We start from the raw sequence: 23,904 nt of genomic DNA, 5'->3' as shown, positions 1-23,904 counted from the left end.
CAGAATAACCAAAAAGCCCACGAGAGATCTGTCCCATGGAAGCGTATATCCTGGATTTCGTGAACTTCATGCTGCGTTGGCTGCATGTGATTGCTGCGGTCGCCTGGATTGGCGAGTCTATTTATTTCGTTATGCTGGATAACAGCCTGCGTCCGCCAAAAGGCGATGTCTGTAAAAAGCGTGGCGTGTTCGGTGAAATGTGGGCCGTTCATGGCGGCGGCTTCTACCACAATCAAAAGTACGCCACGGCACCGGCCAACCTGCCGGAAGACTTGCATTGGTCGTTCTGGAAAGCTTACACCACCTGGCTGTCCGGCTTTGCCCTGTTCACCATCCTGTACATGGTGAACCCGAGTTTTTATCTGGTAAACCCGAACAGTGATTGGCAATGGGCCGCCCAGCTGACCGGCTGGCAGGCAAACATCCTGGCGCTGGCCTTCCTGGTTTCAGGCTGGGTGGTTTATAACGAATTGTGCAAGCGTATCAGCCCGAACATGGAGCGCGACGGTGTATTGAGTGTGGCGGTGGCCATCATGATGGTGATCGTGGCTTACCTGAGTACCCATATGTTCTCTGGCCGTGCCGCGTTCCTGTTGACCGGTGCCGTGATGGCCACCGCCATGAGTGCCAACGTGTTCTTCTGGATTATTCCCGGCCAACGCAGAATGGTTAAGGCGATGACGGCTGGCGAGAAGCCCAATCCTATCGACGGTAAGCGTGGCAAACAGCGTTCCGTGCACAACACGTATTTCACGCTGCCGGTATTGCTGCTGATGATCAGCAACCATTATGCCTTCGCGTATACCCACGATCTGGCGTGGGTCATCATGACCATTCTTATTTTTGCCGGCGCGATTATCCGGCAGTTCTTCGTGCGTATGCATCAGGGCAACAAAAAGCCGGGTTATCTGGTGGTGGGCGCGGCGCTTATTCTGCTCTCTTTCTGGGTGGCGGCACCTGCCAGCAAGCCTGCCACAGAGGCCGTCAGCCAGGCGGACGGTGTGTCTGCAGGAACCAGCTTTGCAGAGGTTGAACAAGTGATTGGCCAGCATTGTGTGTCTTGCCATGCTGCCAAGCCAACCCATCCCGGGTTCAATGCGCCGCCGGCAGGCGTGATGCTGGATAGTAGTGATCGTATCAGCCAGCTCGCCCCGAGGATTCGGGAAGTGGTCGCCAGCCGTTATATGCCGCTTGGCAACATCACCGGCATGACCGACGAAGAGCGGGCACTGATTGCCAACTGGCATGATTGACTCGCCGCTCAGATGATAAGCCCATTGTTGTGATTTTGACGTTCAGGAAGCCAATCGATGAGTTTGACCAAACAGAGTGAGTATCCAAGGGATCTGGTTGGCTATGGCAACAACCCGCCCCATGCCGACTGGCCAGGCAAGGCCAAAATTGCGGTGCAGTTTGTACTGAATTACGAAGAGGGCGGGGAAAATTGCGTGCTTCACGGCGATGCCCACTCCGAACAGTTTTTGTCCGAGATCGCGGGGGCAGAGGCCTATCCGGCTCGCCACATGAGCATGGAGTCTATCTATGAGTATGGCTCCCGGGCGGGTGTGTGGCGGATTCTGAATGAGTTCAAGCGCCGCGATATGCCGCTGACGGTTTTTGGCGTGGCCATGGCACTGGAACGTCACCCAGAAGTAGCCAGGGCCTTCAAAGAACTGGGGCATGAAGTCGCTTGCCATGGCTGGCGCTGGATTCACTATCAGAACGTGCCTGAAGACGTTGAGCGCGAGCATATGCGTAAGGCGATTGAAATTTTCCAGTCACTCTATGGCGAGAAGCCGCAAGGCTGGTATACCGGCCGCGACAGTGAGAATACCCGCCGGCTCGTGGTTGATGAGGGCAGCTTCCTCTACGACAGTGACTACTACGGTGATGACTTGCCGTTCTGGACCTGTGAAGCCGACAGCCAGGGCGAGAAACAGCCCCACCTGGTGGTGCCCTATACCCTGGATACCAACGATATGCGCTTTGCATCACCCCAGGGTTTTGCCACGGGCGAGGACTTCTTCAATTACCTCCGGGATGCGTTTGATGTGCTCTATGCCGAAGGTGAAGAGGCTCCAAAAATGCTTTCTATCGGTTTGCACTGCCGGTTAGCTGGCCGCCCCGGCCGCTTCCGGGCCTTGCAACGATTCCTGGATCACATTGAGAGCCATGACCGGGTTTGGGTGGCCCGGCGCATCGATATCGCGAAGCATTGGGCTGAGCGCCACCCCTATACAGCCAAGGAGTTGTGATGAGTAACAAGACCGTCAAAAAACACAGTTATTACGCGCCAACCGGGGGGCATCCGCCACAGACCCAGTTGCTATCAGATCGTGCGGTTTTCACTGAAGCTTACGCGATTATCCCCAAAGGTGTGCTCCGGGACATCGTGGCGAGTTTCCTGCCGCACTGGGAAAAGACCCGTTTGTGGGTGCTCTCCCGCCCGCTGTCAGGTTTCGCAGAGACTTTCTCTCAGTACATTATGGAAGTGCAGCCCGGCGGTGGCAGCGACCGGCCGGAGCTGGACCCGGGTGCTGAAGGGGTGCTGTTTGTCGTCGAGGGGGAAATGACCCTGACCCTGAACGGCGAGAAGCACCAGATGGAAGAGGGCGGCTACGCTTTTATTCCGCCAGGTACAGATTGGCAACTGCACAACCAGGCCGACCGGATTGTGCGCTTCCACTGGATTCGTAAAGCCTACGAGCCGGTAGAGGGGCTGGGTACGCCAGAAGCCTTCGTCGTCAATGAAAATGACATTGAACCGGTTGAAATGGCCGGTACCGACGGGCGCTGGACCACCACCCGTTTTGTCGATATGCAGGATCTTAGGCACGATATGCACGTGAATATCGTGAACTTCCAGCCTGGCGGTGTTATCCCCTTCGATGAGACCCATGTGATGGAGCATGGTCTTTATGTTCTCGAAGGTAAGGCGGTTTACCACCTGAATCAGGATTGGGTGGAAGTTGAGGCCGGTGACTATATGTGGCTCCGGGCTTTCTGCCCGCAGGCCTGCTACGCCGGCGGGCCCGGGCCTTTCCGGTACCTGCTGTACAAGGATGTGAACCGACACATGAAACTGAACGGATTCGGCGCACGCTGAATCCAGGATACGAGGCGCATATGCTCGAACTTCACGCACAGCCGCTAACGGCAGAAGCATTCCAGACATTTGGCGAGGTTATTGAGCGCCGCGACGACAAGTCGTTCCCGATCAATGCCGGGCGAACCCAGCGCCACCATGATCTGGCGAAGGTGGAGGCTCTGGGCGACGAGGCCCGGGTGCTGGTAAGTATCTTTGTCAGTCAGCCGGTATCCTTACCACTGGAGCTGACCTTTCTGGAGCGTCATCCCCAGGGCAGTCAGGCCTTCATGCCGTTGAATCGTGAACGCTTCCTGATTGTGGTGGCGCCGCCGGGAGACGGGATTGATCCCGGTGATGTGCGGGCATTTGTCACCGACGGCCGGCAAGGTGTGAATTACCGGGCCGGCACCTGGCACGCCATTCAGTCTGTACTGGAAACAGAAGGTGAGTTTGTGGTGGTGGACCGGGGCGGTGCCGGCAACAATTGCGACGAGTTTGCGATTGATGTGCGGGTAACCCTCGACTGAATGACCGGGGCCGCCGGCTTACTGGCCGGCGGTATCGGGCGACAGGTATGAAAAAATCGAGTGCAGGTCCTGGCTTGTGCTCTCATCTTCGAAATGCAGCTTGGCTTCAATATGGTCCATATGGTGCATCATCAAGTCTGAAGCCTTCCTGGCGTCCCCTGCCGCGATGGCATCGACAAGCTCGGTATGTTCGTCGAACGAGCAGTGGGATACCGTCACCCGCTCGTACTGGGCGATAATCAGGGATGTCTGGGACACCAGGCTGCGTTGAAAGCCTATCAGTGGCTTGTTGCCGGCTACTTCGGCTAACCGGAGGTGGAATTCGCCGGAAAGGCGAATCGCCGTCCCCGTCTCACCCCGGTCGAAACAGGCTTTCTCTTCCTGAATCATCTGGCGTAACTGTTGTACCTGCTCTTTGGTGGCGTTTTGTGCGGCAAGCTCGGTTACGGCTTTTTCGATGATGCGGCGGGCCTGGAGTATCTGCCGGGCTTCTTCGATAGTGGGGTTTGCCACCATGGCGCCACGGTTTGGCCGCATGGAAACCACGCCCTCGTGGGCAAGCTGAAGCAACTCACGCCGGATGATGGTCCGGCTGACACCGAAAATCTCCCCGAGCGCTTCTTCACTGAGCTTGATGCCCGGCGCCAGTCGGTGTTCAAGAATAGCGTCGAACAGATGGGCGTAGATCTCGTCGTGTTTTTTGCCGGCGTGCTTTTTCTTCGGCTGGCTGGATATGGCTCGATCCTGTGTGCTCATAAATTCTCCGTTAGCCGCCGAACATTGATCTGACTTGCGGCATGTAGTCTAATCTAATTGTATACAATAAAATTGAATGTTGTTCAAAATATAGCGTATTTTCCGCTATCCAAGGAGAACCCCATGAGTCATTTTCAGACACTGACCCCATCCAAACTCAGTCGCGAGGAGTTCGTGAAAGCGTTTGCCGATATCTATGAACACTCGCCATGGGTGGCAGAGCAAGCCTACGACCGGGGAGTGGATGAGACCCTGGACGAGGTTGAAGGGCTGCACGCACGGATGTCCCAGGTGTTTCTTGAGGCCAGCGACGACACGAAGCTGGCGCTTATTAATGCCCACCCGGACCTCGCAGGCAAGGCGGCCACCCGGGGGGAGCTTACCGCTGCGAGTACCTCTGAACAAGCGGGAGCCGGCATCCAGGAGTGCACACCGGACGAGTTTGAACGTTTTACTCGCTACAACGAAGCTTACAAAGCAAAATTCGGGTTTATTTTTATCATGGCGGTACGGGGCAGTAACCGTCACCAGATTCTCGCCGCGTTTGAGGAGCGCCTGGAAAATACCCGGGAGCAGGAGTTTGAGCGGGCGGTGTCGGAAATCAACAAGATTGCGCTGTTCCGTTTGCAGACCATGTAAACAAAAAAACGCCCCGGTGCAATTGCAGCGGGGCGGAGAAGGCTGAGAGCGTGGTTTCGATTAACCGAGACTCTCAGCGACTGACTTTTTTGAAGTTATGCGGGACTCCTCCGCAGACTTGATTCGATCGCATCTCTCTTTCTCTGCGAGCTCGATTTCCCGCCGCTCGCGCGCTTCATCAGCCAAAGTCTTGTTGGGCAGTACAATGTTCAGGGTGAAAGCAACGAACGCTGCGACAACAATGGGGGACCCGCCGATAATGTTTTTCAGGGTTTCCGGGAACATTGCAGTTGCCTCGGGAACCGAAGAGATGCCCATGCTTAAGGCCAGTGACAGACCGACAATGGTCATGTTGCGTGCTGACAGCTCATCTTTGATCAACAGCTGTATACCGGTCATTGAAATCATGCCGAACACGGCAATGGTGGCACCACCGAGAACCGGCATCGGAATAGTGGTGATCGCGGCACTGAACACCGGGCTTAATCCGGCGATTAACAGCAGGCAGCCGGTAATGGCAAGAACGAAGCGACTGATCACCTTGGTCATCGCGACAATGCCAACGTTCTGACTGAAGGTCGAGGTGGGCATGGCCGCAAAAAAGGCGCTCAATGCGGTTGTGAGGCCGTTGCCCAGTAAACCCCCGGTCAGTTCTTTGGTTTTCAGTTCCCGGTTCATGCCGCCGACGGTCGTTGCCGAGAGATCGCCGATGGTCTGCACCGAGTTGATGATGCAGATAACCACCATGGAAGTAATGGCGGCGGCGTGGAATTCCATCTCAAAGGGCATGAATTCGGGAATGGCGACGGCAGCGGCGTTGCCCACATTGTCGAAATTGACCATGCCCAGAGGAAGGGCAATAACATAGCCTACGACAATGCCTACAATAACAGCGGCCAGCTTGAAGACACCTTTGCCGAACTGGGCGGAGATGAGCACGGTCAGCATGGTAACAATGCCGACCAGCCAGTTGTTGGGGTGTCCGAATCCTTCTGCATTCACATTGCCACTGCCCGCCATATAACGGATGGCGACGTCGTAAAGAGAAAGGCCGATGACCAGAACAACGGTGCCCGCAACAACGGGTGGGAACAGATGCCGGATGTACTGGATAAAGTAGCCGATGACCATCATGGAGATGCCGCCGATCAGCTGGGCGCCCATGATGCCTTCAATTCCGTATTGGCTGCCGACGGCAATCAGCGTGGGGACGTAGGCGAAGCCGACGCCGAACAGCGCCGGAACGCGGGCTCCCAGCTTCCAGACGCCGTACAAATGAAAGAGGGTACAGATCCCTGAAGCCAGAATGGCTGCCTGAATCAGCAGCATTCGGTCGGGCACCGAGGCGCCGACGACACCAGCAACAATGATGGGCGGGGTAATAATGCCGGCTATTGCCGCAAGCAAGTGCTGCAAGCCCAGCGGCAAGGCCTTGGTGATTGACGGACGACTGTGGAAATCAAACAGGGAGGTGCTGGGGACGCCGGAATCTTTGCGCTGTGTCGGAGGGGCGTGTGCATCGGTCATAAGAATCATCTCGCCTTGTTATTGTATCCATTACGGACATTACGTGTATCTATTCTGTTCCATGTATTGTACTCAGATCAACCCAAAGTTTTCACCATGGGTACTTTTTTGCGTTCAGATTTGTACAAATGTCCGGGAGGAGGGGGCGGTGGCGCTCGAGGCGTGATCTGGTAAGGCGGTCTTGGTGGTCGGTGTTGGTGCCTGGCGAGGGTGTGGCGCGCTTTTGTCGCTCGTGAGCACCCGAAAAGATGTGGGTGTGGCAGATACAACAAAGCCCGGACCTTTCGGCCCGGGCTTCGTGGGGAAATTCTGGTCGGGACGGTAGGATTTGAACCTACTACCCCTTGCACCCCATGCGGTTACAAAGTGTATTTTGTTAGATATAAATAGACTTCTCTGGATTTTAAAAAAAGTAGAATAAATAGAGAGTTAAGGTTATTATTCTTCCATGGTTGTCCATTAAGGAACACTGAGAGCTAGCCGATCCGGTGGGGCAAAAAGTGGGGCAAAAATGGACTTTGGTGAATCTGACCTGGGGTGGATGAATAATGGCCAAGCTGACTGTCCGGCAGTTGGAATCTCTGACTGAGGCTGACGACGGAAAGACACTGCGCGAGGACGGAGGAATTGTCGGGAAGGTTCGCGCAGGAGTTCGCGGCATTACGGTCTTGTTCCGTTACGAGTTCAAACTCGATGGCCGCAAACATGACCACCGGCTAGGTTCCTGGCCGAAGAAATCCCTGGCTGAACTACGGGTTGAGCGTGATGTAGCCAAGACGAAAGTTGCCAAAGGCATTCACCCCACCAAAGCAAACAAAGCCGCAAAGATCGAAGCCCAGGCTGCCATAGCAGCAACTATTGCCGAGGCTGAGCAACAGGCTACCGAAAACCTGACCGTAGCGGATCTTTTTACTGAGTGGCTTAAAGATGGAGTTGCCCGGCAAGACGGTAACGCCGGACTGAAACGTTCCTTTCAAAAAGATGTGCTACCAAAGATCGGCAAGAAAACGATCCGTGAACTCTCAGAGAAGGATCTTTTAGCTGTACTGCGCTCCGTTCGAGCACGAGGCTTAAACCGGACGGTCGTGATTCTGAACAATGATATGGGCCAGATGCTGCGCTGGGGGGAGAAACGGAAGCCATGGCGCGGGCTCATGGTTGATGGTAATCCCGCAGATCTAGTAGATGTGGAAAAGTTGCTTGATCCGGACTATCAGGAAGAACGTGATCGGGTTTTGTCTGCGGATGAGATTCGAGAGCTGAGAGATATTTTCGCCAAACTTGAATCGGATTATGCGGACTTGCCTGCGGGAGAGAAGTATTCAGGTATACGGCCCGTTACTCTGAGAACTCAGTGCGCTTTGTGGATCTGTCTTGGCACCCTTTGTCGGATAGGAGAACTATTAAAAGCCGAGTGGCGGCATGTTGACCTGGATGCCGGTACCTGGTTTCTTCCCGCTGAAAACACCAAGGGAAAGCGTGGAAAGCGCCAGGATCATCACGTCTTTCTATCTCCCTTCGCACTGTCCCAGTTTAAGCGGCTCCATGCTGAAACTGGGGATACGCCTTTTTGCTTCCCGTCGAAAACCAAAACCGGCCATGTGTGCGTCAAATCTGTAAGTAAACAGGTCGGCGACCGCCAATGTCGATTTAAAAACCGCTCAAAGCCTCTGCTTGGTCGCCAGCATAACGACACGTTGGTTCTAGCTGACGGGGCCAACGGTGACTGGATACCTCATGACCTGCGCCGCACTGGCGCGACAATGATGCAAAGTCTTGGTATCTCGATTGACCTCATTGACCGTTGCCAGAATCACATAATGAAAGGCAAGGTGCGCCGTCATTACCTTCACCATGATTATGCTCGAGAGAAGGCCGAGGCATGGAGTTTGTTAGGTGAGAGAATCGAGGCGATTTTGACAGCTGACAACGTTATACAAGGCCAGTTCAAACGGGCTTAACTCATCCGGACAAGAATTCTTCGCATGTTATCGAGGGGCTGACTTCCATGGCGCATTATTACAAAGATCGCAGCTTGCCGGATTGGTTCGAGTTAAAAAAATATGAGGGAACCGAAGAATTTCGAGCGGCAGAGTGGTTGGCAGCTGTTCGGATAAGAAAGAACATCATGGATGTCTTTTCGATACATGAATTGGAAGGCCTCTCATTGCATGACGAAACAATGTGGGAGTTGACAGACACTTACGACCTGATGCCGGAAATGCGTGAGGAGCTAAAGGCGCTTAGACAATCACCGTTAGATTTAGATGCCTGTAGGAGCTGGGCTTCATTTACAGCAGATTACAATTATAGGCGTCTTAAATATCCCGTGCGGACGATGCTCTTTTCAGACTTGGTAAACCAGTGGGCAGCAGATCGGTTGCAAGCTGACAGTGAGGGTATTTCTTTAGAGCGGTGGCATGCGCTGGAGCAGTGGCCGACGATTTCGAGCGAGGTTAAGCAATCTCCCCTTGGTGCTGGCATGAAGGGTCACGTTTTACTTGTGGTTGATATGAGGGCTTCAAATGATGCCTTGATTGGTGCGTTTAAAGCGTGGTTAGAGGAATGGCGGCGCCAAGAACAAAGCAAGCAACGAAAGCCACTCTATTTGCGCTGGGCGAGCTATAAGGTATTGGAATACCTAGACCTTTGGATCTGGTGTATCGAAAACGGTGTCACAAAATCCTCTGATGACATGGTCGATGGGGTGGGATACCCAAAGAGTGTTGATAACTATAAGAAAACCATTGAGCCAATGATTAAAGCTCTGATGAAAGACCTTGGCCAGCTTGAGGTTATTGCAGCAAAAGAAGCCAGAGCTGGAGCCCCAACTCATAGCCAGGGGCAATTCAAGGAAACTTTTTAGCCGAAAAACATGGTCTAGTTTCCCGGAATCTGATCTAGATAATAGGTAACCGAATCCACAAAGCGCTAGGAAGCGCAAAGGAGATTTGGTTATGTATACCCAAGAGCACCCCCGCCGCATCATGCGCCTTCCTGAAGTCAAAGCCGCCACTGGCTTTGGTCGGGCACACATCTACAACCTCATGAAAGAAGGTCGGTTCCCAAAATCTCGCAAGATCGGGCCTCGGGCCGTTGGCTGGGATAGTCATTTGGTAGAAAACTGGGTAGCCGCCCAGCTGGATGGGGAGGTCTAACATGAAAAAAGCGACCCATTCCGAAGAACAAAGCCGCCTGAGCAAGGCCCATTATACCAAAAAGCCGCTGAACAAAACCGCCCGCATTCTCAAGGTGATGCTTGACGGCGGCAGCCTTAATCGCTTCGACGCTGAACCGGTTGGTGATCACTGCCTGAATAGTACGATCTCAACGCTAAAAAATCATTATGGATTGGTTTTTAACCGTTCATGGGAGCGCGTGCCAAACCGCTGGGGCTCACACACCCCGGTGGTTCGTTACAGTCTCTCGGAAGCTGAGCGCGAGAAAGGCCAGGTAATAATGAATCTCCTCACTCGCACACGCAGATCGTTAAAGGGGAGAGCAGGCGATGAGTAAAAAGTCCTCAATCCGAAACCTACTCTTCAAAGCCGCAGTCTGGTTCCAGGATCGGCCCGCAGTCATGGACTTACTGGTTACTGTAGTTGCCGTGACATTGATTTTGGTGGGAGGTTATGTATGAGCGCCACTGCCACCATGTTCGCTGATGAACTCCAAGAAGCGTTTGGCCCGCTTGGATGGATACCGACCCCGGACGGAGAGATTCATCGGTTTTATGTGCCAGGGGATAAGCCCGGTACCAAAAATGGTTGGTACATTTTTTTCTTGGATGGCATTGCCGCCGGAGTTTATGGAAATTGGAAGGATGGCGAAACCAGAAAATGGTGTGCCCGACAGTCGTATGGCCGGAGTGAGGCCAGACAAGTTTCTGAGCTAGTACGCCATGCCATTCGTTCTCGAGAAGCGGCAAAGGCCGAAGAGCAGAGACTTGCGGCGGATCGTGCTAATCGACTGTGGCATGAAGCCCGGAAGGCGAATAGCCAACACGGCTACCTCGTTCGAAAACGGATTGAGCCCTACGTGCTGCGCCAAGCTGGCGAGATTCTGTGTGTACCGCTTTACGGTGAAGGTTTGTTGGTAAACCTACAGAGGATTGCACCTGATGGTACTAAACGATTTCTGAAAGGAGGCCGGATCAAGGGGTGTTACGCACCCCTCGGTCAGCCAGAACCCGGAAAGCCGCTGTACGTCTGCGAAGGCTTTGCTACAGGCGCCACGATCCATGCGGAGACAGGTGCGGCGGTGGCATGTGCTATGACTGCTCAGAACCTGCTGAGTGTGGGGCGCTATCTACGGCGCCGTTATTCAAGAAGCTCACTGATTATCTCCGGTGATGATGACCGCAAAACGGCTTCGGAGGGCAAGAGTAATGTTGGTGTTGAATACGCCACTAAAGCTGCTCAGGAGCTGGGATGCGCAATGGTGTTTCCCGACTTTCCGCCGGAAGCACCGCTGGAACTCTCGGATTTTAACGACCTGGCGGTTTGGAGGGCGGTTAAGTGAACGCAGTTACGATTCCACCGCTTATACCCGCACCCGTGTACCCGCAACCGGAGACCCCCTTTGGCTTCGTGTCGGCTGCCAATATGCCGGTAAACCCTATTGCCTGGTTAGTTGAGGGGTATATCGAAGAAGATGCGATTGCCGTGATGTATGGCGCTCCGGGCAAAGGTAAGTCATTCCTTGCCTTGGACGTTTCCTGCTGTATCGCCAGTAAAACACTGTTTCATGAGCGTGATGTAAAGCCTGGGGCGGTGTTCTACATTGCTGGTGAAGGCCACAACGGCCTGGCGCGACGGCTGCGGGCATGGGCCCAGCTCAATCAGCAAGAGATGCCAGAGCTGTTGTTCATCTCAGAGGCTGCTGCTGAACTTTCCAGTAGTACCAGCGCCGCAAGTGTGGCTCAGGCTGTTCAAGAGCTGGCGGACGCAACCGGTGAAAACCCGGTACTGATTGTTGTAGATACGCTGGCCCGAAATTTCGGCGGGGATGAAAATAGCGCTACCGATATGGGCCAGTTTGTTCGCAACGCCGACACACTTCGTAGGCGCTGGAATGCCACCGTGCTCATTGTTCACCATAGCGGGAAGGATGGAGACCGGGGCGCTCGGGGATCATCGGCCTTGAAAGGCGCTGCGGACGCTGAATATGAGGTGACACGCGGCAACGAGGATAAGCTTATTCGCTTGATCCCTCGGAAGATGAAAGACGCGGAAGAGCCCGAACCTCTTGCCTTCGAATTGGCAGGGGTGCCAATTCAGGATGATCAAGGGAATTCAATAATGGGGGCGGCACTAAAGCCTGCTGAATACACAGCACCAGAGCCCGATACGGCAAAGCTCGGCAAACAGCAGAGGGCAGCGCTGAGTGTTCTGGAGCAGCGCCATGCTGAGATTGCTGAGAGGCTTGAAAGCCAAGGCCGAGGAGATCATCCAGTCCACATTACCGTAGTGGAGTGGAAAAAGGCTTGTGAAGAGAAAGGTGTTCCCCGTCAGCGCTTTCACGATGCCAAAAATACGTTGGCCGATAGGGGGCAGGTCAGATTTGAAGGGCCGCATGTTTATCTTGTCCGTCCGGAAGGGAGCCCATTAGGGGCAACGGACAGGACGGACAAAGCAATACACATCAATAACGGACAAGGCGGACAACAATCGGACAACCTCCGGACACAGGCCGGACATAAAGCGAAAACCGGCAAGCCGGGGAGAGAATGACTGTGGAAAACCCAGTGACTAAACGACAGCAGGACGCGGTGACCGACCGGGGTCGCTCAGAACAAACGCTGGCGCAGACCATAACCACTCCGGAATGTCTCAGTGCCTCTGTATTAACCATTTGCCAGAGTATAGATAGTGCCAATGTGACGGAGCTGGTGGCTGAGCTCAAAAGGCAGTCGGACGCAATTAATACGGACGATCTATCCCGGGCTGAAGCCATGTTAACCGCCCAGGCCCACACTCTGGATGGCCTGTTCGCCAAGTTAACAAGCGATGCGCTCACAAGCGGCAATCTTGAAAAACTGGAACGCTATATGAAGCTGGCCCTCAAGGCTCAGAACCAGGCCAGGGCCACCCTGCAAACACTGGTTGAGCTGAAGGCGCCAAAGAGGGTTGCCTTCGTTCAGCAGGCCAATATCGGTAACCAAGTACAGGTTAATAACGAAGCGCAAGGCGCGCGCACGCGGAAAAAACGAAAAGCGCCAAACAAACTATTGGAGACAGACAATGGCGAACGGCTGGACACCAGAGCGACGGGCCAGGCAGGCGGAGCTGATCCGGCAATGGCAACCGTGGAAAAACAGCACCGGCCCTACAAGCGGTAATGGCAAAGCGAAGGTCTCACGCAATGCCTGGAAAGGTGGGGAGAGGTCACAACTGCGGGAATTGGCAACGATGCTCAGGGAGTTAGAAAAGAAACGGCGGGAGCTTTTGTAAGCCCCGCCAAGGGCGGCTCACAAGGTTATTCGTATCCACTATCAATATAGTTAGATATTCTGGCGTTGCTCCAGTCACTGGCCGACGTGAGCAGCTCATCTTGCAAGTAGGCCACCACATCATGTGCCATAACGGGGTAGGCGTCTCGCTCCTCTTCCAGCTCTGTGTCCCAGTCGTCACCTTCCTGTGTAAGAAGCCACACCGCATCCAGTTCATAGGGGAGTAGCTGGTCTACCCGGTGTTCGATAAAAGCGTCTATTGTGGCTTGGTATACATCCCAATAAATGGACTGTTCCTGTTGTTGCTGTACGCAGATTTCATCCCATATATTTTCAAGGCCAGAGTCCTCGCCTGATAATAGGCTTTCCTTCATCGCTTGGAGGTCGCGGATACAGCCTGTAACAAGGCGTTTGGTTACTGCCTCTCCAAGTTCTCTGGCGATTCGATATTCCGAGAGTTTCCTTGTCATTTATTGTCCTTATGTTGGTTGAGCAAGTGGCGGTACTATGAGGCTGCCTGTCTTGCTCCGGCAATGCTCAGAATGATTTCCAATGCCTGTGGGTGGAGCTCATCATAGGCCGCTTCCATCAACTGGATGATGTTGTGCGACTCAAATTCTTGATCTAAGTCGTCTGGGCAGAAACGAGGCCGTGAACCGGCAAAATTGCCGCTATCGATCCTCGGAATTCTCCGATGCTTTGTGACGTTGACTAGGGTATTGAGCTGTTTGTAAAGAGAGCTACCCCTTAGAGTTTTAATCTGCTTTCGCGGTGCCTCGAAATCCGGCCTTTCAGTGAGCCATTCAGTTAAGGTTTTCCAGTTAACATCTCGAGCTTCGACATCCTCCTTGACAGTCAAAATAATGTTAAGGAGGTACGGAAGTGACTCAATCATTGCGTGCAACGCACGAAAGAATGCGTACGCGTTGGCCTCAAACGCTATTCGGTAATACTGGGGATTTTGAATCTGGTCGAGGGGAAGCGCCCCTCTCATGGCTGCTTCGTGGCGTTCGTGCTCCGCTTTGAACTGTTCGTAGTGGTATAGGCAGTAGTCGGACTGGTAGCTCAGCCCCCGGAAGGCGATGTTGAATCTCTCAATCGTCTTGGGAGATAGATGGTCGGGCAGGGCCACGGCGATTTCGTCTAGCGCTAGCTTCATGGTGAGTCCTTCTGCCATTGCCCTTTCTGAAGCTCTATCGAGCTGTGCGAACATTTTCCCTTTTCTGTCACTGGGATATGGTGGCTGGTAAACTTCGGGCTTAAATTTTCTTTGTCCATCAGTAAAGCAGTATCTTGTAGGCTTATCAAAGGCGGTTTGGTCAATGAACGCAGTAGAAATCGAAGAAGCAATATCCGATCTAGCCCTGGAGGCATTCGACAAAGACGAATTCCCCTTCGCCTTCCTGCGCGCATTTGGCAATAAAGAAACCACCATCAAGCGGCTGAGGGCCGGCACTACCAACAAGTCGGACGCTGGCGGTGTATTACAGACCAATAACATCCACATAGCGGTGGCTGATGCCGGAGAGGTTACTCATAAGCTGGGTGAGCTCAGGGGGAGCCCAGCGACTGCCCGGGCTAAGGCGCGGTTTATCCTTTCTACGGACGGTGCTGATTTTGAGGCTGAGGATCTGGAGACGGGTGAAACTGTTGCCTGTGAGTACCAACAGTTCCCTGACCACTTCGGTTTCTTCCTGCCGCTGGCCGGCATTTCTACCGTTAAGCAGCTGCGTGACAGCTCCTTTGATATACGGGCCACCAGCCGCCTGAACCGCCTTTATGTTGAGCTGCTGAAAGACAACCCGGACTGGGGCGGCAGTGAGCAGCGCCATGAGATGAACCACTTCATGGCCAGGCTGATCTTCTGCTTCTTTGCTGAAGACACCGATATCTTTGCCGGCGAAAGCTTGTTTACGGACACCGTAGAGCAGATGAGCGCCCGGGATTCTTCCAATACCCATGAAGTGATTAGCGAAGTCTTCCGGGCCATGAACACCCGGGCAGCTGATCGCCAGGCTGCGGGCCTGCCAAGGTGGACAGAGCGTTTCCCCTATGTGAATGGCGGTTTGTTCTCCGGAAGTGTTCAAGTTCCAAAATTCAGCAAGATCGCCCGCTCCTACCTTCTTCACATCGGGAATCTGGACTGGACTCAGATTAACCCAGATATCTTCGGTTCGATGATCCAGGCCGTTGCTGATGATGAGGAGCGAGGCTCGCTGGGAATGCATTACACGAGCGTTCCAAACATCCTCAAGGTGCTAAACCCGCTTTTCTTGGATGATCTTCGTGAGAAGTTAGAGGAGGCGGCTGATAGCCCTCGTAAACTGCTGAATCTCCGCAATCGCATGTCCCGGATTCGTGTGTTTGATCCGGCCTGCGGCTCAGGGAATTTCTTGGTAATTGCCTATAAGCAGATGCGAGAGATCGAAAATGAGATCAATGAGCGGCGGGGTGAACCTGGGCGGAAGAGCGATATTCCGCTTACGAATTTTCGAGGCATCGAGCTCCGAGATTTCTCCGCAGAGATCGCGAGGCTTGCACTGATTATTGCAGAGTACCAGTGCAATGTCGTGTATCGAGGGCAAAAGGAAGCTCTTCAAGAGTTTTTGCCACTCGATGCTGAAAACTGGATCACTTGCGGCAATGCACTGAGGTTGGACTGGCTAACAATTTGTCCTCCTACAGGTACTGGCGTGAGGTTTAATGCGGATGATTTGTTTGGGACTCCTTTGGATCAATCTGAAATTGATTTTCAGAACGAGGGTGGAGAGACCTATATATGCGGAAACCCTCCATATCTAGGCTCGACTTGGCAAAGTAAGAGTCAAAAGCAGGAAATAAAGGAGATCGTTAACGGAAGAGTAGGCTCTACAGGATTTCTTGATTATGTTGCCGGTTGGTTTTTAAAAGCTGCGGACTGGATGTCACTATGTGGAGGAAAAGCAGCATTTGTATCAACTAATTCTATATGTCAGGGACAAATGGTTCCTCTTCTCTGGCCGCCGATTTTTGAAAAAGGCTTGGAGATAGACTTTGCTCATACCTCATTTCAATGGTCGAACTTAGCTAGTCGAAATGCAGGTGTGACTGTAGTCATTGTTGGCATCTCTCCAGTTTCCAATCGGTCCAAGTCATTGTTTGAAAGCTCGCGCGATGGAGCGGTCTCTGTGCGTTTTGGAGACGCTATCTCGCCATATTTGACGCTTGGTTCGGTGACCATTGTTAATAAAACTCGCACACCAATTTCTGATGTTGCGCCCATGGAATTTGGTAATAAGCCGAGTGATGGCGGCAACTTACTCTTGGATGAATATGAACTTAAAAAGCTCGAATTCGATGAGTTTACCAAGGCCAAATTTATACGGAAGATCTACGGGTCTTCAGATTTCATAAACGGTAGACACAGATATTGCGTTTGGATTGAGGACCGGCATCTTGAAGAGGCAATGTCAATCCCCGAACTGGCTGAACGAATAGAGAGGGTGCGTGCCCTTAGACTTGCAAGTCGGGATAAGGGAGCCAACGCTCTTGCCAAAAGGGCCCACCAGCTAAAGCTAATGAGGATTGGTGGGAGGCATACGATTGTGGTCCCCTCGGTTTCTTCAGAGAGGCGGCCTTACCTGCCAGTAGGCGTAATCGATAATAAGGCTACTCTGACAAACCTTGCATTTGGGCTCTACGACGCTCCTCTTTGGAATATGGCTCTGATCGCCTCGCGCATGCATTTGGTCTGGATCGGTTCGGTGTGTGGAAAAATGAAAACAGATTTCAGATATTCCAATACCATGGGGTGGAATACTTTTCCAATCCCCAGGCTCACGGAGAAGAACAAGTCTGACTTAACTCAATGTGCAGAGAATATTTTGCTTGCTCGGGAGGGGCATTTTCCGGCAGCTATTGCGGATCTTTACCGCCCGGAAGCAATGCCTGCGGACTTGAGGCAAGCCCACGAACAGAATGATGAGGTGCTAGAGCGCATTTACATCGGCCGGCGCTTTAAAAACGATACCGAGCGACTGGAAAAGCTGTTCGAGCTCTACACAAAAATGACAGCCTTTTCTTCCTCGACGAACAAGACAAAGCAGAGAGCATCATGACGGGAAGATACTCGCTGTTTCAAATGTGGGAACCTTTCCGGCGGTCGCTAATTGCCAATCATCGTTTCTACGTCGAACAGTCCAGAAAGCGCTTGCTGTCACAGTTTTCTGATATTGAGGCCGAGGCGAACCAAGCGGCTGATAAATGGCTAGAGGACAACGATCATCGTTTCAATCCAGATTTTCATTTGCCTGGAGACTTTGAAGAGCAGGCATTTGATGCTGGTCTGGAGTTTTATGAGTTGTTGAAAGGTATGGAGGCTCGCACTCGACTGAGTGTAGTTGCGGGTATGTACCATGAGTGGGATAAGCAGCTTCACCAGTGGATGGTGGACGAGATGAGGGGATGGTGCTCGGGGACGAAATTCGAAAAGGCTGTATGGAAAGCAACGCTTACCAATTTTGCTGAGTTGGTCGAGCCTCTAGGCTGGGATATCCGAAGCAAGCCCTACTATATCCACCTGGATGCCTGTCGGCTGGTTGTTAATGTCTATAAGCATGGAAATGGTGACTCTTTAACACAGCTCAAGCAGAAGTATCCTGAATACCTACTTGACTCTGTGTGTGGCAGGACCGCTCCACTATTTTTTGACGGCCTCAGCCATAAAGATCTTTCGGTCAGTGATGATCAGTTTCAAGCGTTCTCAGATGCAATTGAGTCATTCTGGCGGGATGTTCCGGCAGACCTTTGGGATCATGATCAAGCCGTTATGCCAGCCTGGCTCAGTAAGGCTCTCGGGCTCAACGGCAATGCCCCCAGAAAGAAACAAGGAAGCTCCAGTCCATGAGTGAACTAATTCTTTACACTTCAGACGACGGCCAAACCCAGATCCACCTGCGCACCGAGAATGGCAGCGTCTGGCTTACCCAGCTCGAAACAGCGGAGCTCTTCCAAACCACAAAGCAGAATGTGTCACTTCATGCCAAGAATATCTTCGAAGACGGTGAATTAACTCCGGAGGCAACTGTCAAGGAATCCTTGACAGTTCGAACCGAGGGTAGCCGCCAGGTTCAACGCAAAATAAGCCATTACAATCTGGATCTAATTCTGGCCATCGGTTACCGCGTCCGTTCCCCACGTGGTGTCCAGTTCCGGCAATGGGCTAGTGCGCATTTGAAGGAGTTCCTGCTCAAAGGCTTCGTCATGGACGACGAGCGCCTGAAGAATCCCGGTGGTTGGGACTATTTCGATGAATTGCTCGAACGTATCCGCGAGATTCGGGCATCGGAAAAGCGGTTCTATCAGAAGGTGCGTGACCTGTTCGCTCTTAGCTCGGATTACCGGGCCAGGGAGCGGGAAACCTCTATTTTTTTTGCTGAGGTACAGAACAAGCTGATCTACGCCGTTACCGGTTACACAGCTGCTGAGCTGGTGCTGAAACGTGCAGACCCGGATCAGCCGAACATGGCCTTGACCACTTGGAAGGGTTCCCGGGTGCGCAAACAGGATGTGATCATCGCCAAGAATTACCTGACTGCTGACGAAATGGATAGCCTAAACCGCCTGGTGGTGATCTTCCTCGAGCAGGCGGAATTGCGGGTGAAGCAACAGAAAGACCTTACGCTGGAGTTCTGGCGCAACAATGTGGATCGCATGTTAGCCTTCAACGACCAGCCGATTCTGGAAGGGGCTGGTTCCGTCAGCCGGGAAAACATGGAGAAGATTGCTCACCAACGTTATGGCGAGTTCGACCAGAAGCGTAAGACCAACGAAGCAATGTTGGCTGACGAGGAGGACCTCAAGGAGCTTGAGAAGCTCGAGGAACAGGTAAAGCGCCAGGCCCGCACGCCAGATAAAAAACCAGACTGGGATTAAAACAGGAAGTACCCAATGACTAAAAGCGTTCCGTCCGTATCAGTCTCTTATGCCCGCAACGGTAGCTCTACCAAGTCCAACGAGCTGGGTATGCGGCCAATGCAAGAGCGTGCCTTTGAGCGGCGCGGAGAGCAGTACCTTTTGATCAAATCGCCACCGGCCTCAGGCAAGAGTCGGGCGTTAATGTTCATTGCGCTGGACAAGTTACACAACCAGAGTTTGAAACAAGCGATCATCGTAGTACCGGAGAAATCCATCGGTTCCAGCTTTGCCGATGAACCTTTGAGCGATTTTGGTTTTTGGGCAGATTGGCATGTGGAGCCGAAGTGGAACCTGTGCAATGCACCAGGTTCCGATAACGGCGGCAAGGTGAAGTCGGTAGGTGCCTTTTTGGCCAGTGACGATAGGGTGCTGGTGTGTACCCATGCCACATTCCGTTTTGCGGTGGATCAATTGGGTATCGAGGCGTTTGATGATCGACTGATTGCCGTGGATGAATTCCACCACGTTTCCGCTAACCCGGATAATCGGCTGGGGTCGCAGCTGGGGCAGTTCATAGCCAGGGATAAAGTCCACATTGTTGCCATGACAGGCTCGTACTTCCGGGGTGACGCGGAGGCAGTTCTGGCTCCCACCGATGAATCCCGCTTTGATACGGTGACCTACACCTACTATGAACAGTTGAACGGTTACGAGTATCTGAAACAGCTTGATATTGGCTATTTCTTTTATTCTGGCTCCTATGCGGACAGCATTCTGGAGGTCTTGGACCCGAACGAGAAGACGATCGTCCACATACCGAATGTGAACTCCCGTGAGAGCACCAAAGACAAGATCCGGGAAGTTGAGCACATAATTGAGGAACTGGGTGACTGGCAGGGTACTGATCCCGAAACCGGGTTCCAATTAGTCAAAACCTCGAGTGGCAAAGTGCTGCGCATTGCTGATCTGGTGGATGACGATGCCTCCAAGCGTGACCGAGTATCTGCTGCGCTGAAAAATTCTGCCCAGAAGAATAACCGTGATCATGTAGACATCATCATTGCTCTGGGTATGGCCAAAGAGGGCTTCGACTGGATCTGGTGTGAGCACGCTTTGACCGTGGGTTACCGTTCGAGCCTGACTGAGATTGTGCAAATCATCGGCCGTTCTACCAGGGATGCACCCGGCAAAACCCGCGCACGTTTTACCAATCTCATTGCAGAACCCGATGCCTCAGAGCAGGCAGTAACGGAAGCGGTAAACGATACGCTCAAGGCCATAGCCGCCAGTTTGCTTATGGAGCAGGTACTGGCTCCTCGCTTCGAGTTTAAGCCTAAAGCAACAACGGCCACCGGCCCAGTTGAGGGCTACGACTATGGTGAAGACGGCTATGATCTGAATAAGTGTAATGTGGGGATAAATGAGGAGTCTGGTCAGTTCCAGATAGAGATAAAGGGCCTGGCCGAGCCAAAGAGCGAAGAGGCATCCCGAATTTGCACGGAAGACCTGAATGAGGTGATCGCCAGCTTTGTTCAGGATAAGAATACGATTGAGCGGGGCTTGTTCGATGAGGAGATGATTCCGGAAGAGCTTACCCAGGTCAGCATGGGCAAGATCATTAAAGACCGGTATCCGGAACTGGATGAGCACGATCAAGAGGCTGTGCGGCAGCACGCTATTGCTGCGCTAAATATGACCCAGCAAGCGAAACAGGCCTTACTCGAAACCATTGGTGGCAACGAAGGAGAGGGGGCCGGGGCCGGTGGTGAATCGAGCACCAAGCCGAATACCGCGCTGATAGCTGGGGTGCGGAAGTTTGCCATGGATGTAACCGAGTTGGATATCGACCTGATCGACCGGATTAATCCATTCAGTGAAGCCTATGCCATTCTGGCAAAGACCATGAGTGAGGACAGTCTTAAACAAATTGCGTCCATCATATCAGCCAAACGCACAACGCTGTCTCCGGACGAGGCAAAAGAACTGGCGATCCGCGCGGTGAAATTTAAGCGAGAGCGAGGCCGCCCGCCCTCCAATACCTCCCAGGATGCCTGGGAGAGGCGAATGGCCGAGGGGGCAGCTGCGTTCATGAGATATCGAGAAGAGGGCCGTTACGATGGATCTTGATGAGCTCAGTGCAGAGCTACAGGACTTTGCCCAGCCAAAGAAAGAGAAAAGCCGCAGCGCCCGGGACGAGCGGATTATTGCCGGCTTTGCGGAAGTTCAGCGCTTCGTGGAGGAACATGGCCGGGCTCCACAGCATGGCGAAGACAATGACATCTTCGAACGCCTGTACGCCGTGCGCCTCGACCGGATTCGTTCGCTGGAGGAATGTCGTGAGCTAGTGGCTGACCTTGATTATCAGGGGCTGTTGGATGGTAAGGCAGCTGTTCAAAGCGAGTCTGCCGAGGAGCTGGATGATGAGGAATTGCTCGCAGAGCTTAGTGATATGGCGCCTGCTGGCGGACTCACTGAGTTGCGCCACGTTCGCTCTACCGCCGAGAAACGTGCGGTAGAAGACATTGCCAATCGCACAAAATGTGAGGACTTTGACCAGTTCAGGTCGCTATTCCAGCAGGTAGAGGCAGAACTCAAAGCCGGGATACGTGAGACCCGTCGCTTTGGGCAGGACGCCAGTATCGAACAGGGCAATTTCTTCATCCTGAATGGCCAAATGGTCTACGTGGCAGAGGTAGGGGAGGCCTTTAAAGCTCCCAACGGCGAAAGAGATGCCAGGCTACGGGTGATCTACTCCAATGAGACAGAAAGCGACATCCTGCTCCGGTCTCTCCAGCGAGCCCTCTACAAGGATGAAACCGGTCGCCGGGTTACAGAGCATGATGCCGGGCCGCTATTCCGGGATACCTGGGATGACGATGACGTAGAAAGCGGGACTATCTACGTGCTCCGAAGCAAGTCACAGAATCCCTTCGTAGCCGAGCACCGGGAGCTGATCCACAAGATCGGAGTGACCGGTGGGAAGGTGGAGGCTCGCGTCGCCAATGCCGAGCATGATGCCACTTACCTGTTGGCCGAAGTGGAAATCGTGGCCACATACAAACTGGCCGGGATTAATCGAACCAAACTGGAAGCGCTGCTTCATCGCGTGTTTGCGCCTGCCCAGTTGGATCTGGAGATCAAGGATAGGTTTGGGCATCCCGTTAAACCGCGTGAGTGGTTTCTGGTGCCGCTATCGGTGATTGATGACGCGGTTGGTCGGATTCGGGATGGGTCGATTACTAAACTGGTATACGATCCCGGCAATGCCCGGCTTGTGCAGGGATCGCTTTTGGGTTCGAACTGATTTCTCTCGCATTAGATCTCGGCAAGCTACTCGTCTTGACCTGTTGCTCACTGGGGTAGGTAACCTCGAATTCTGTACCTTACGTCAAGGAATCGGAGCCAGAGGCCATCATAGGGCTAATTTATGGAGGGGCGCAGGTTAGTGTAACTTTATGCATAAAACTGTATTTTTTTGCTACATACAGGAAGAAGTCATTCTAATCTAAATTTTAATTTGGTAGTTTTCAGAAAAGAGTAATGAAAAGCTTTTAAGCATTTAAACCAAAAAGGTGGAAAAAATATGATGGGAACCTGTAAGGAATGCGAGGGGCAGGTGTCTAGCTCGGCGGAGACTTGTCCGCATTGTGGATCAACCGATCCAAATGGTCCAGTTCACAGCCTGAAAAATTACTTAATTCTAGGGGGTATCGTTATGGTCTTGATGATCATGGGCTCGTGTGCGGGTTAATAAAACTAGACGCTAAAAATACCTTCGCTTTGACCAAACCTACCTCGTTTAGAAAGAGAAGCAATGGTTAAAAACCGAGATCAGAGTGTAGCTGACCTAAAAAATATTGCTCTGGAGATGGGTGATGATCAGTTTTTCACGAAAAAGGAGTTCTTTCTACTACCAGGTCTTCTTCAGTCCGGAGAGGTGGTATTTGCTTTAGCTTCCGGCATGGTTGGTGGAGCAACTTGGCTCATATCCTTAACCAATCTTAGGGTTTTAATCATAAATAAAGGCTTGGTTTTTGGCTTGCGTCAAGATTCTATTCCAATAGATCAAGTTAGCTCTATAACGAGTTCTTCCGGTCTGCTATTGGCTAAAATAATTGTTACCGCAAGTGCAAAACGCATAATCGTAGAGAATGTAGAAAAAAGGTCTGCAAAAGAGTTTGTTAGAAGATTCGAGGTTGTGTTGAATGGTGGGCGAGGTCAGGTTTCAGAAAGGGAAAGTAATTTAACTGATAAATATTCAGAGCTTAGCAAATTAGGGAGTCTTTTGGAAAGAGGGCTTGTCACCGAAGAGGAGTTTGATATCGAAAAGAAAAAGATTCTGGGGTATTTGGATTGAATCTCTTAATTCTAACTTTTTCTATAATATCGATATTTATAATTTATATATTCTTGGGTGCCATACTAAAGTTATTGGTTTCATGGGGTCCTTTAGTTATAGGGTTTTGCATCGGTGGGTCCATTTCTTATTTTGATGGGCTTTTTAATTCTGCTCTTGGTCTTGCAATAATAATTTTTTCATTTTTTATCACTAACTATTGGCAAGAAACTAACCTGTGCCTGAGGGCGGAGGAAATCATTGAAAAGCTATTTTTCTTTTACGACTGAATGGCTGGTAGTTAGGTTTTAAAGGTGGACGACTCCATGTCATGCTTGCCACCTAGTTCATGTTTTTATATCACGATCACCGTTAACCGGTGCCCACGATCTTCCGCCCATAATATCTGAAATTCTAGTTTGGATTTTGCCCCGCTACTGCATACATCCCTCAAAAGAGGCTGGACTCCCCCCCCCGTTATAGTGGTCACACCTAACCTATGGGGTTTGTTTCTTGAAGATCACCAAAAGTGATTTGACTCAAACTGGCATATTTTTCATCGCGATATTCAGTCTGGGAGGGCTCTTGGTATGTAAACATCCCTGTTTCAGTTGCACCGCTGATTAGAGTTTTCCGCTCGTTGGTGTTTCGCCAGGTATTCCCATGGCGTCAGGTCTTCCAGTGA

Annotated in this window: 22 protein-coding genes; 18 read left to right on the top strand and 4 right to left on the bottom strand. The window is 52.3% G+C overall.

Translation table 11 applies throughout. From position 1 onward, the window contains the following. Positions 1 to 35 precede the first annotated feature (35 nt). From ACP2AU_RS10960 to ACP2AU_RS10945, 4 genes are read left to right on the top strand one after another with little or no spacing between them, the layout of a single operon-like run. Positions 36 to 1,253 (top strand): urate hydroxylase PuuD, encoded by a 1,218-nt coding sequence (locus ACP2AU_RS10960; RefSeq protein ID WP_426376209.1) that lies wholly within the window; start codon positions 36 to 38, stop codon positions 1,251 to 1,253. A 57-nt stretch (positions 1,254 to 1,310) separates the two neighbouring features. Next, positions 1,311 to 2,255 (top strand): allantoinase PuuE, encoded by a 945-nt coding sequence (gene puuE, locus ACP2AU_RS10955; RefSeq protein ID WP_426376208.1) that lies wholly within the window; start codon positions 1,311 to 1,313, stop codon positions 2,253 to 2,255. Next, positions 2,255 to 3,106 (top strand): bifunctional allantoicase/(S)-ureidoglycine aminohydrolase, encoded by an 852-nt coding sequence (locus ACP2AU_RS10950; protein ID WP_426376207.1) that lies wholly within the window; start codon positions 2,255 to 2,257, stop codon positions 3,104 to 3,106. The genes puuE and ACP2AU_RS10950 overlap by 1 nt, the downstream gene beginning before the upstream one ends. A 20-nt stretch (positions 3,107 to 3,126) precedes the next feature. Then, positions 3,127 to 3,615, top strand: a complete 489-nt coding sequence (locus tag ACP2AU_RS10945; RefSeq protein WP_426376206.1) for an ureidoglycolate lyase — start codon at positions 3,127 to 3,129, stop codon at positions 3,613 to 3,615. An 18-nt stretch (positions 3,616 to 3,633) separates the two neighbouring features. Here ACP2AU_RS10945 and ACP2AU_RS10940 read toward each other — a convergent pair whose 3' ends face one another. After that, positions 3,634 to 4,371 (bottom strand): GntR family transcriptional regulator, encoded by a 738-nt coding sequence (locus ACP2AU_RS10940; RefSeq protein WP_426376205.1) that lies wholly within the window; start codon positions 4,369 to 4,371, stop codon positions 3,634 to 3,636. Positions 4,372 to 4,494: 123 nt separating this feature from the next. Here ACP2AU_RS10940 and uraD point away from each other — a divergent pair, with 123 nt between their 5' ends. Next, entirely contained in the window at positions 4,495 to 5,010 is a 516-nt protein-coding gene (gene uraD, locus ACP2AU_RS10935) for a 2-oxo-4-hydroxy-4-carboxy-5-ureidoimidazoline decarboxylase (protein ID WP_426376204.1), read from the top strand. 60 nt (positions 5,011 to 5,070) lie between these two features. On the opposite strand, the gene ACP2AU_RS10930 is transcribed toward uraD, so the two are convergent. Beyond that, a complete protein-coding gene (locus tag ACP2AU_RS10930; RefSeq protein WP_426376203.1) occupies positions 5,071 to 6,537 on the bottom strand; it encodes a uracil-xanthine permease family protein in 1,467 nt (488 codons plus the stop codon). 548 nt (positions 6,538 to 7,085) lie between these two features. Between ACP2AU_RS10930 and ACP2AU_RS10925 the strand changes: the two genes are divergently transcribed. The 7 genes from ACP2AU_RS10925 to ACP2AU_RS10895 all read left to right on the top strand — a co-directional run bounded on the left by ACP2AU_RS10925 (position 7,086) and on the right by ACP2AU_RS10895 (position 12,877). After that, entirely contained in the window at positions 7,086 to 8,498 is a 1,413-nt protein-coding gene (locus ACP2AU_RS10925; RefSeq protein WP_426376202.1) for a tyrosine-type recombinase/integrase, read from the top strand. A 47-nt stretch (positions 8,499 to 8,545) separates the two neighbouring features. Continuing rightward, on the top strand, positions 8,546 to 9,403 hold the full coding sequence (locus ACP2AU_RS10920) for a DUF6387 family protein (protein WP_426376201.1): 858 nt from the start codon (positions 8,546 to 8,548) through the stop codon (positions 9,401 to 9,403). Positions 9,404 to 9,494: 91 nt separating this feature from the next. Continuing rightward, on the top strand, positions 9,495 to 9,695 hold the full coding sequence (locus ACP2AU_RS10915) for an AlpA family transcriptional regulator (protein ID WP_426376200.1): 201 nt from the start codon (positions 9,495 to 9,497) through the stop codon (positions 9,693 to 9,695). 1 nt (position 9,696) lies between these two features. Then, entirely contained in the window at positions 9,697 to 10,053 is a 357-nt protein-coding gene (locus ACP2AU_RS10910) for a hypothetical protein (protein WP_426376199.1), read from the top strand. 120 nt (positions 10,054 to 10,173) lie between these two features. Continuing rightward, on the top strand, positions 10,174 to 11,058 hold the full coding sequence (locus ACP2AU_RS10905) for a toprim domain-containing protein (RefSeq protein WP_426376198.1): 885 nt from the start codon (positions 10,174 to 10,176) through the stop codon (positions 11,056 to 11,058). Next, positions 11,055 to 12,269: an AAA family ATPase gene (locus ACP2AU_RS10900; protein WP_426376197.1), complete on the top strand. Its 1,215-nt coding sequence runs from the start codon at positions 11,055 to 11,057 to the stop codon at positions 12,267 to 12,269. Before ACP2AU_RS10905 ends, ACP2AU_RS10900 begins: the two co-directional genes overlap by 4 nt. 14 nt (positions 12,270 to 12,283) lie before the next feature. Next, a complete protein-coding gene (locus ACP2AU_RS10895; protein WP_426376196.1) occupies positions 12,284 to 12,877 on the top strand; it encodes a hypothetical protein in 594 nt (197 codons plus the stop codon). Between the two features lie 137 nt (positions 12,878 to 13,014). Here the strand turns inward: ACP2AU_RS10895 and ACP2AU_RS10890 are convergent, their stop codons facing one another. Continuing rightward, positions 13,015 to 13,458 (bottom strand): hypothetical protein, encoded by a 444-nt coding sequence (locus ACP2AU_RS10890; protein WP_426376195.1) that lies wholly within the window; start codon positions 13,456 to 13,458, stop codon positions 13,015 to 13,017. A 35-nt stretch (positions 13,459 to 13,493) separates the two neighbouring features. Continuing rightward, positions 13,494 to 14,201: a hypothetical protein gene (locus ACP2AU_RS10885; RefSeq protein ID WP_426376194.1), complete on the bottom strand. Its 708-nt coding sequence runs from the start codon at positions 14,199 to 14,201 to the stop codon at positions 13,494 to 13,496. Positions 14,202 to 14,310: 109 nt separating this feature from the next. On the opposite strand from ACP2AU_RS10885, the gene ACP2AU_RS10880 reads away from it, so the two are divergent. The 6 genes from ACP2AU_RS10880 (at position 14,311) to ACP2AU_RS10855 (ending at position 23,240) form a co-directional block, all read left to right on the top strand. Further along, on the top strand, positions 14,311 to 17,085 hold the full coding sequence (locus tag ACP2AU_RS10880) for a class I SAM-dependent DNA methyltransferase (RefSeq protein WP_426376193.1): 2,775 nt from the start codon (positions 14,311 to 14,313) through the stop codon (positions 17,083 to 17,085). Further along, entirely contained in the window at positions 17,082 to 17,873 is a 792-nt protein-coding gene (locus tag ACP2AU_RS10875) for a hypothetical protein (protein WP_426376192.1), read from the top strand. The genes ACP2AU_RS10880 and ACP2AU_RS10875 overlap by 4 nt, the downstream gene beginning before the upstream one ends. Continuing rightward, complete coding sequence (locus ACP2AU_RS10870; RefSeq protein WP_426376191.1) at positions 17,870 to 18,901, top strand: virulence RhuM family protein; 1,032 nt, start codon at positions 17,870 to 17,872, stop codon at positions 18,899 to 18,901. The genes ACP2AU_RS10875 and ACP2AU_RS10870 overlap by 4 nt, the downstream gene beginning before the upstream one ends. A gap of 15 nt (positions 18,902 to 18,916) precedes the next feature. Continuing rightward, positions 18,917 to 21,010: a DEAD/DEAH box helicase gene (locus tag ACP2AU_RS10865; protein ID WP_426376190.1), complete on the top strand. Its 2,094-nt coding sequence runs from the start codon at positions 18,917 to 18,919 to the stop codon at positions 21,008 to 21,010. Continuing rightward, the gene (locus ACP2AU_RS10860) at positions 21,000 to 22,187 is read left to right on the top strand and encodes a GIY-YIG nuclease family protein (RefSeq protein ID WP_426376188.1); all 1,188 of its coding nucleotides are present in this window, start codon (positions 21,000 to 21,002) and stop codon (positions 22,185 to 22,187) included. Before ACP2AU_RS10865 ends, ACP2AU_RS10860 begins: the two co-directional genes overlap by 11 nt. Positions 22,188 to 22,697: 510 nt before the next feature. Further along, positions 22,698 to 23,240, top strand: coding sequence for a PH domain-containing protein (locus ACP2AU_RS10855; RefSeq protein ID WP_426376186.1), 543 nt, complete (start codon positions 22,698 to 22,700; stop codon positions 23,238 to 23,240). Positions 23,241 to 23,904 lie beyond the last annotated feature (664 nt).

The organism is Marinobacter sp. VGCF2001, from assembly GCF_049943275.1.
GTDB lineage: Bacteria > Pseudomonadota > Gammaproteobacteria > Pseudomonadales > Oleiphilaceae > Marinobacter.
The sequence above is the reverse complement of the archived record's forward strand: the minus strand, read 5'-3'. Positions and strand labels throughout refer to the sequence as shown.

Coding starts and splice junctions, on each gene's coding strand:
- ACP2AU_RS10960 (WP_426376209.1), top strand. CDS start 36: ATGGAAGCGTATATCCTGGATTTCGTGAACTTCATGCTGCGTTGGCTG.
- puuE (WP_426376208.1), top strand. CDS start 1,311: ATGAGTTTGACCAAACAGAGTGAGTATCCAAGGGATCTGGTTGGCTAT.
- ACP2AU_RS10950 (WP_426376207.1), top strand. CDS start 2,255: ATGAGTAACAAGACCGTCAAAAAACACAGTTATTACGCGCCAACCGGG.
- ACP2AU_RS10945 (WP_426376206.1), top strand. CDS start 3,127: ATGCTCGAACTTCACGCACAGCCGCTAACGGCAGAAGCATTCCAGACA.
- ACP2AU_RS10940 (WP_426376205.1), bottom strand. CDS start 4,371: ATGAGCACACAGGATCGAGCCATATCCAGCCAGCCGAAGAAAAAGCAC.
- uraD (WP_426376204.1), top strand. CDS start 4,495: ATGAGTCATTTTCAGACACTGACCCCATCCAAACTCAGTCGCGAGGAG.
- ACP2AU_RS10930 (WP_426376203.1), bottom strand. CDS start 6,537: ATGACCGATGCACACGCCCCTCCGACACAGCGCAAAGATTCCGGCGTC.
- ACP2AU_RS10925 (WP_426376202.1), top strand. CDS start 7,086: ATGGCCAAGCTGACTGTCCGGCAGTTGGAATCTCTGACTGAGGCTGAC.
- ACP2AU_RS10920 (WP_426376201.1), top strand. CDS start 8,546: ATGGCGCATTATTACAAAGATCGCAGCTTGCCGGATTGGTTCGAGTTA.
- ACP2AU_RS10915 (WP_426376200.1), top strand. CDS start 9,495: ATGTATACCCAAGAGCACCCCCGCCGCATCATGCGCCTTCCTGAAGTC.
- ACP2AU_RS10910 (WP_426376199.1), top strand. CDS start 9,697: ATGAAAAAAGCGACCCATTCCGAAGAACAAAGCCGCCTGAGCAAGGCC.
- ACP2AU_RS10905 (WP_426376198.1), top strand. CDS start 10,174: ATGAGCGCCACTGCCACCATGTTCGCTGATGAACTCCAAGAAGCGTTT.
- ACP2AU_RS10890 (WP_426376195.1), bottom strand. CDS start 13,458: ATGACAAGGAAACTCTCGGAATATCGAATCGCCAGAGAACTTGGAGAG.
- ACP2AU_RS10885 (WP_426376194.1), bottom strand. CDS start 14,201: ATGTTCGCACAGCTCGATAGAGCTTCAGAAAGGGCAATGGCAGAAGGA.
- ACP2AU_RS10880 (WP_426376193.1), top strand. CDS start 14,311: ATGAACGCAGTAGAAATCGAAGAAGCAATATCCGATCTAGCCCTGGAG.
- ACP2AU_RS10875 (WP_426376192.1), top strand. CDS start 17,082: ATGACGGGAAGATACTCGCTGTTTCAAATGTGGGAACCTTTCCGGCGG.
- ACP2AU_RS10870 (WP_426376191.1), top strand. CDS start 17,870: ATGAGTGAACTAATTCTTTACACTTCAGACGACGGCCAAACCCAGATC.
- ACP2AU_RS10865 (WP_426376190.1), top strand. CDS start 18,917: ATGACTAAAAGCGTTCCGTCCGTATCAGTCTCTTATGCCCGCAACGGT.
- ACP2AU_RS10860 (WP_426376188.1), top strand. CDS start 21,000: ATGGATCTTGATGAGCTCAGTGCAGAGCTACAGGACTTTGCCCAGCCA.
- ACP2AU_RS10855 (WP_426376186.1), top strand. CDS start 22,698: ATGGTTAAAAACCGAGATCAGAGTGTAGCTGACCTAAAAAATATTGCT.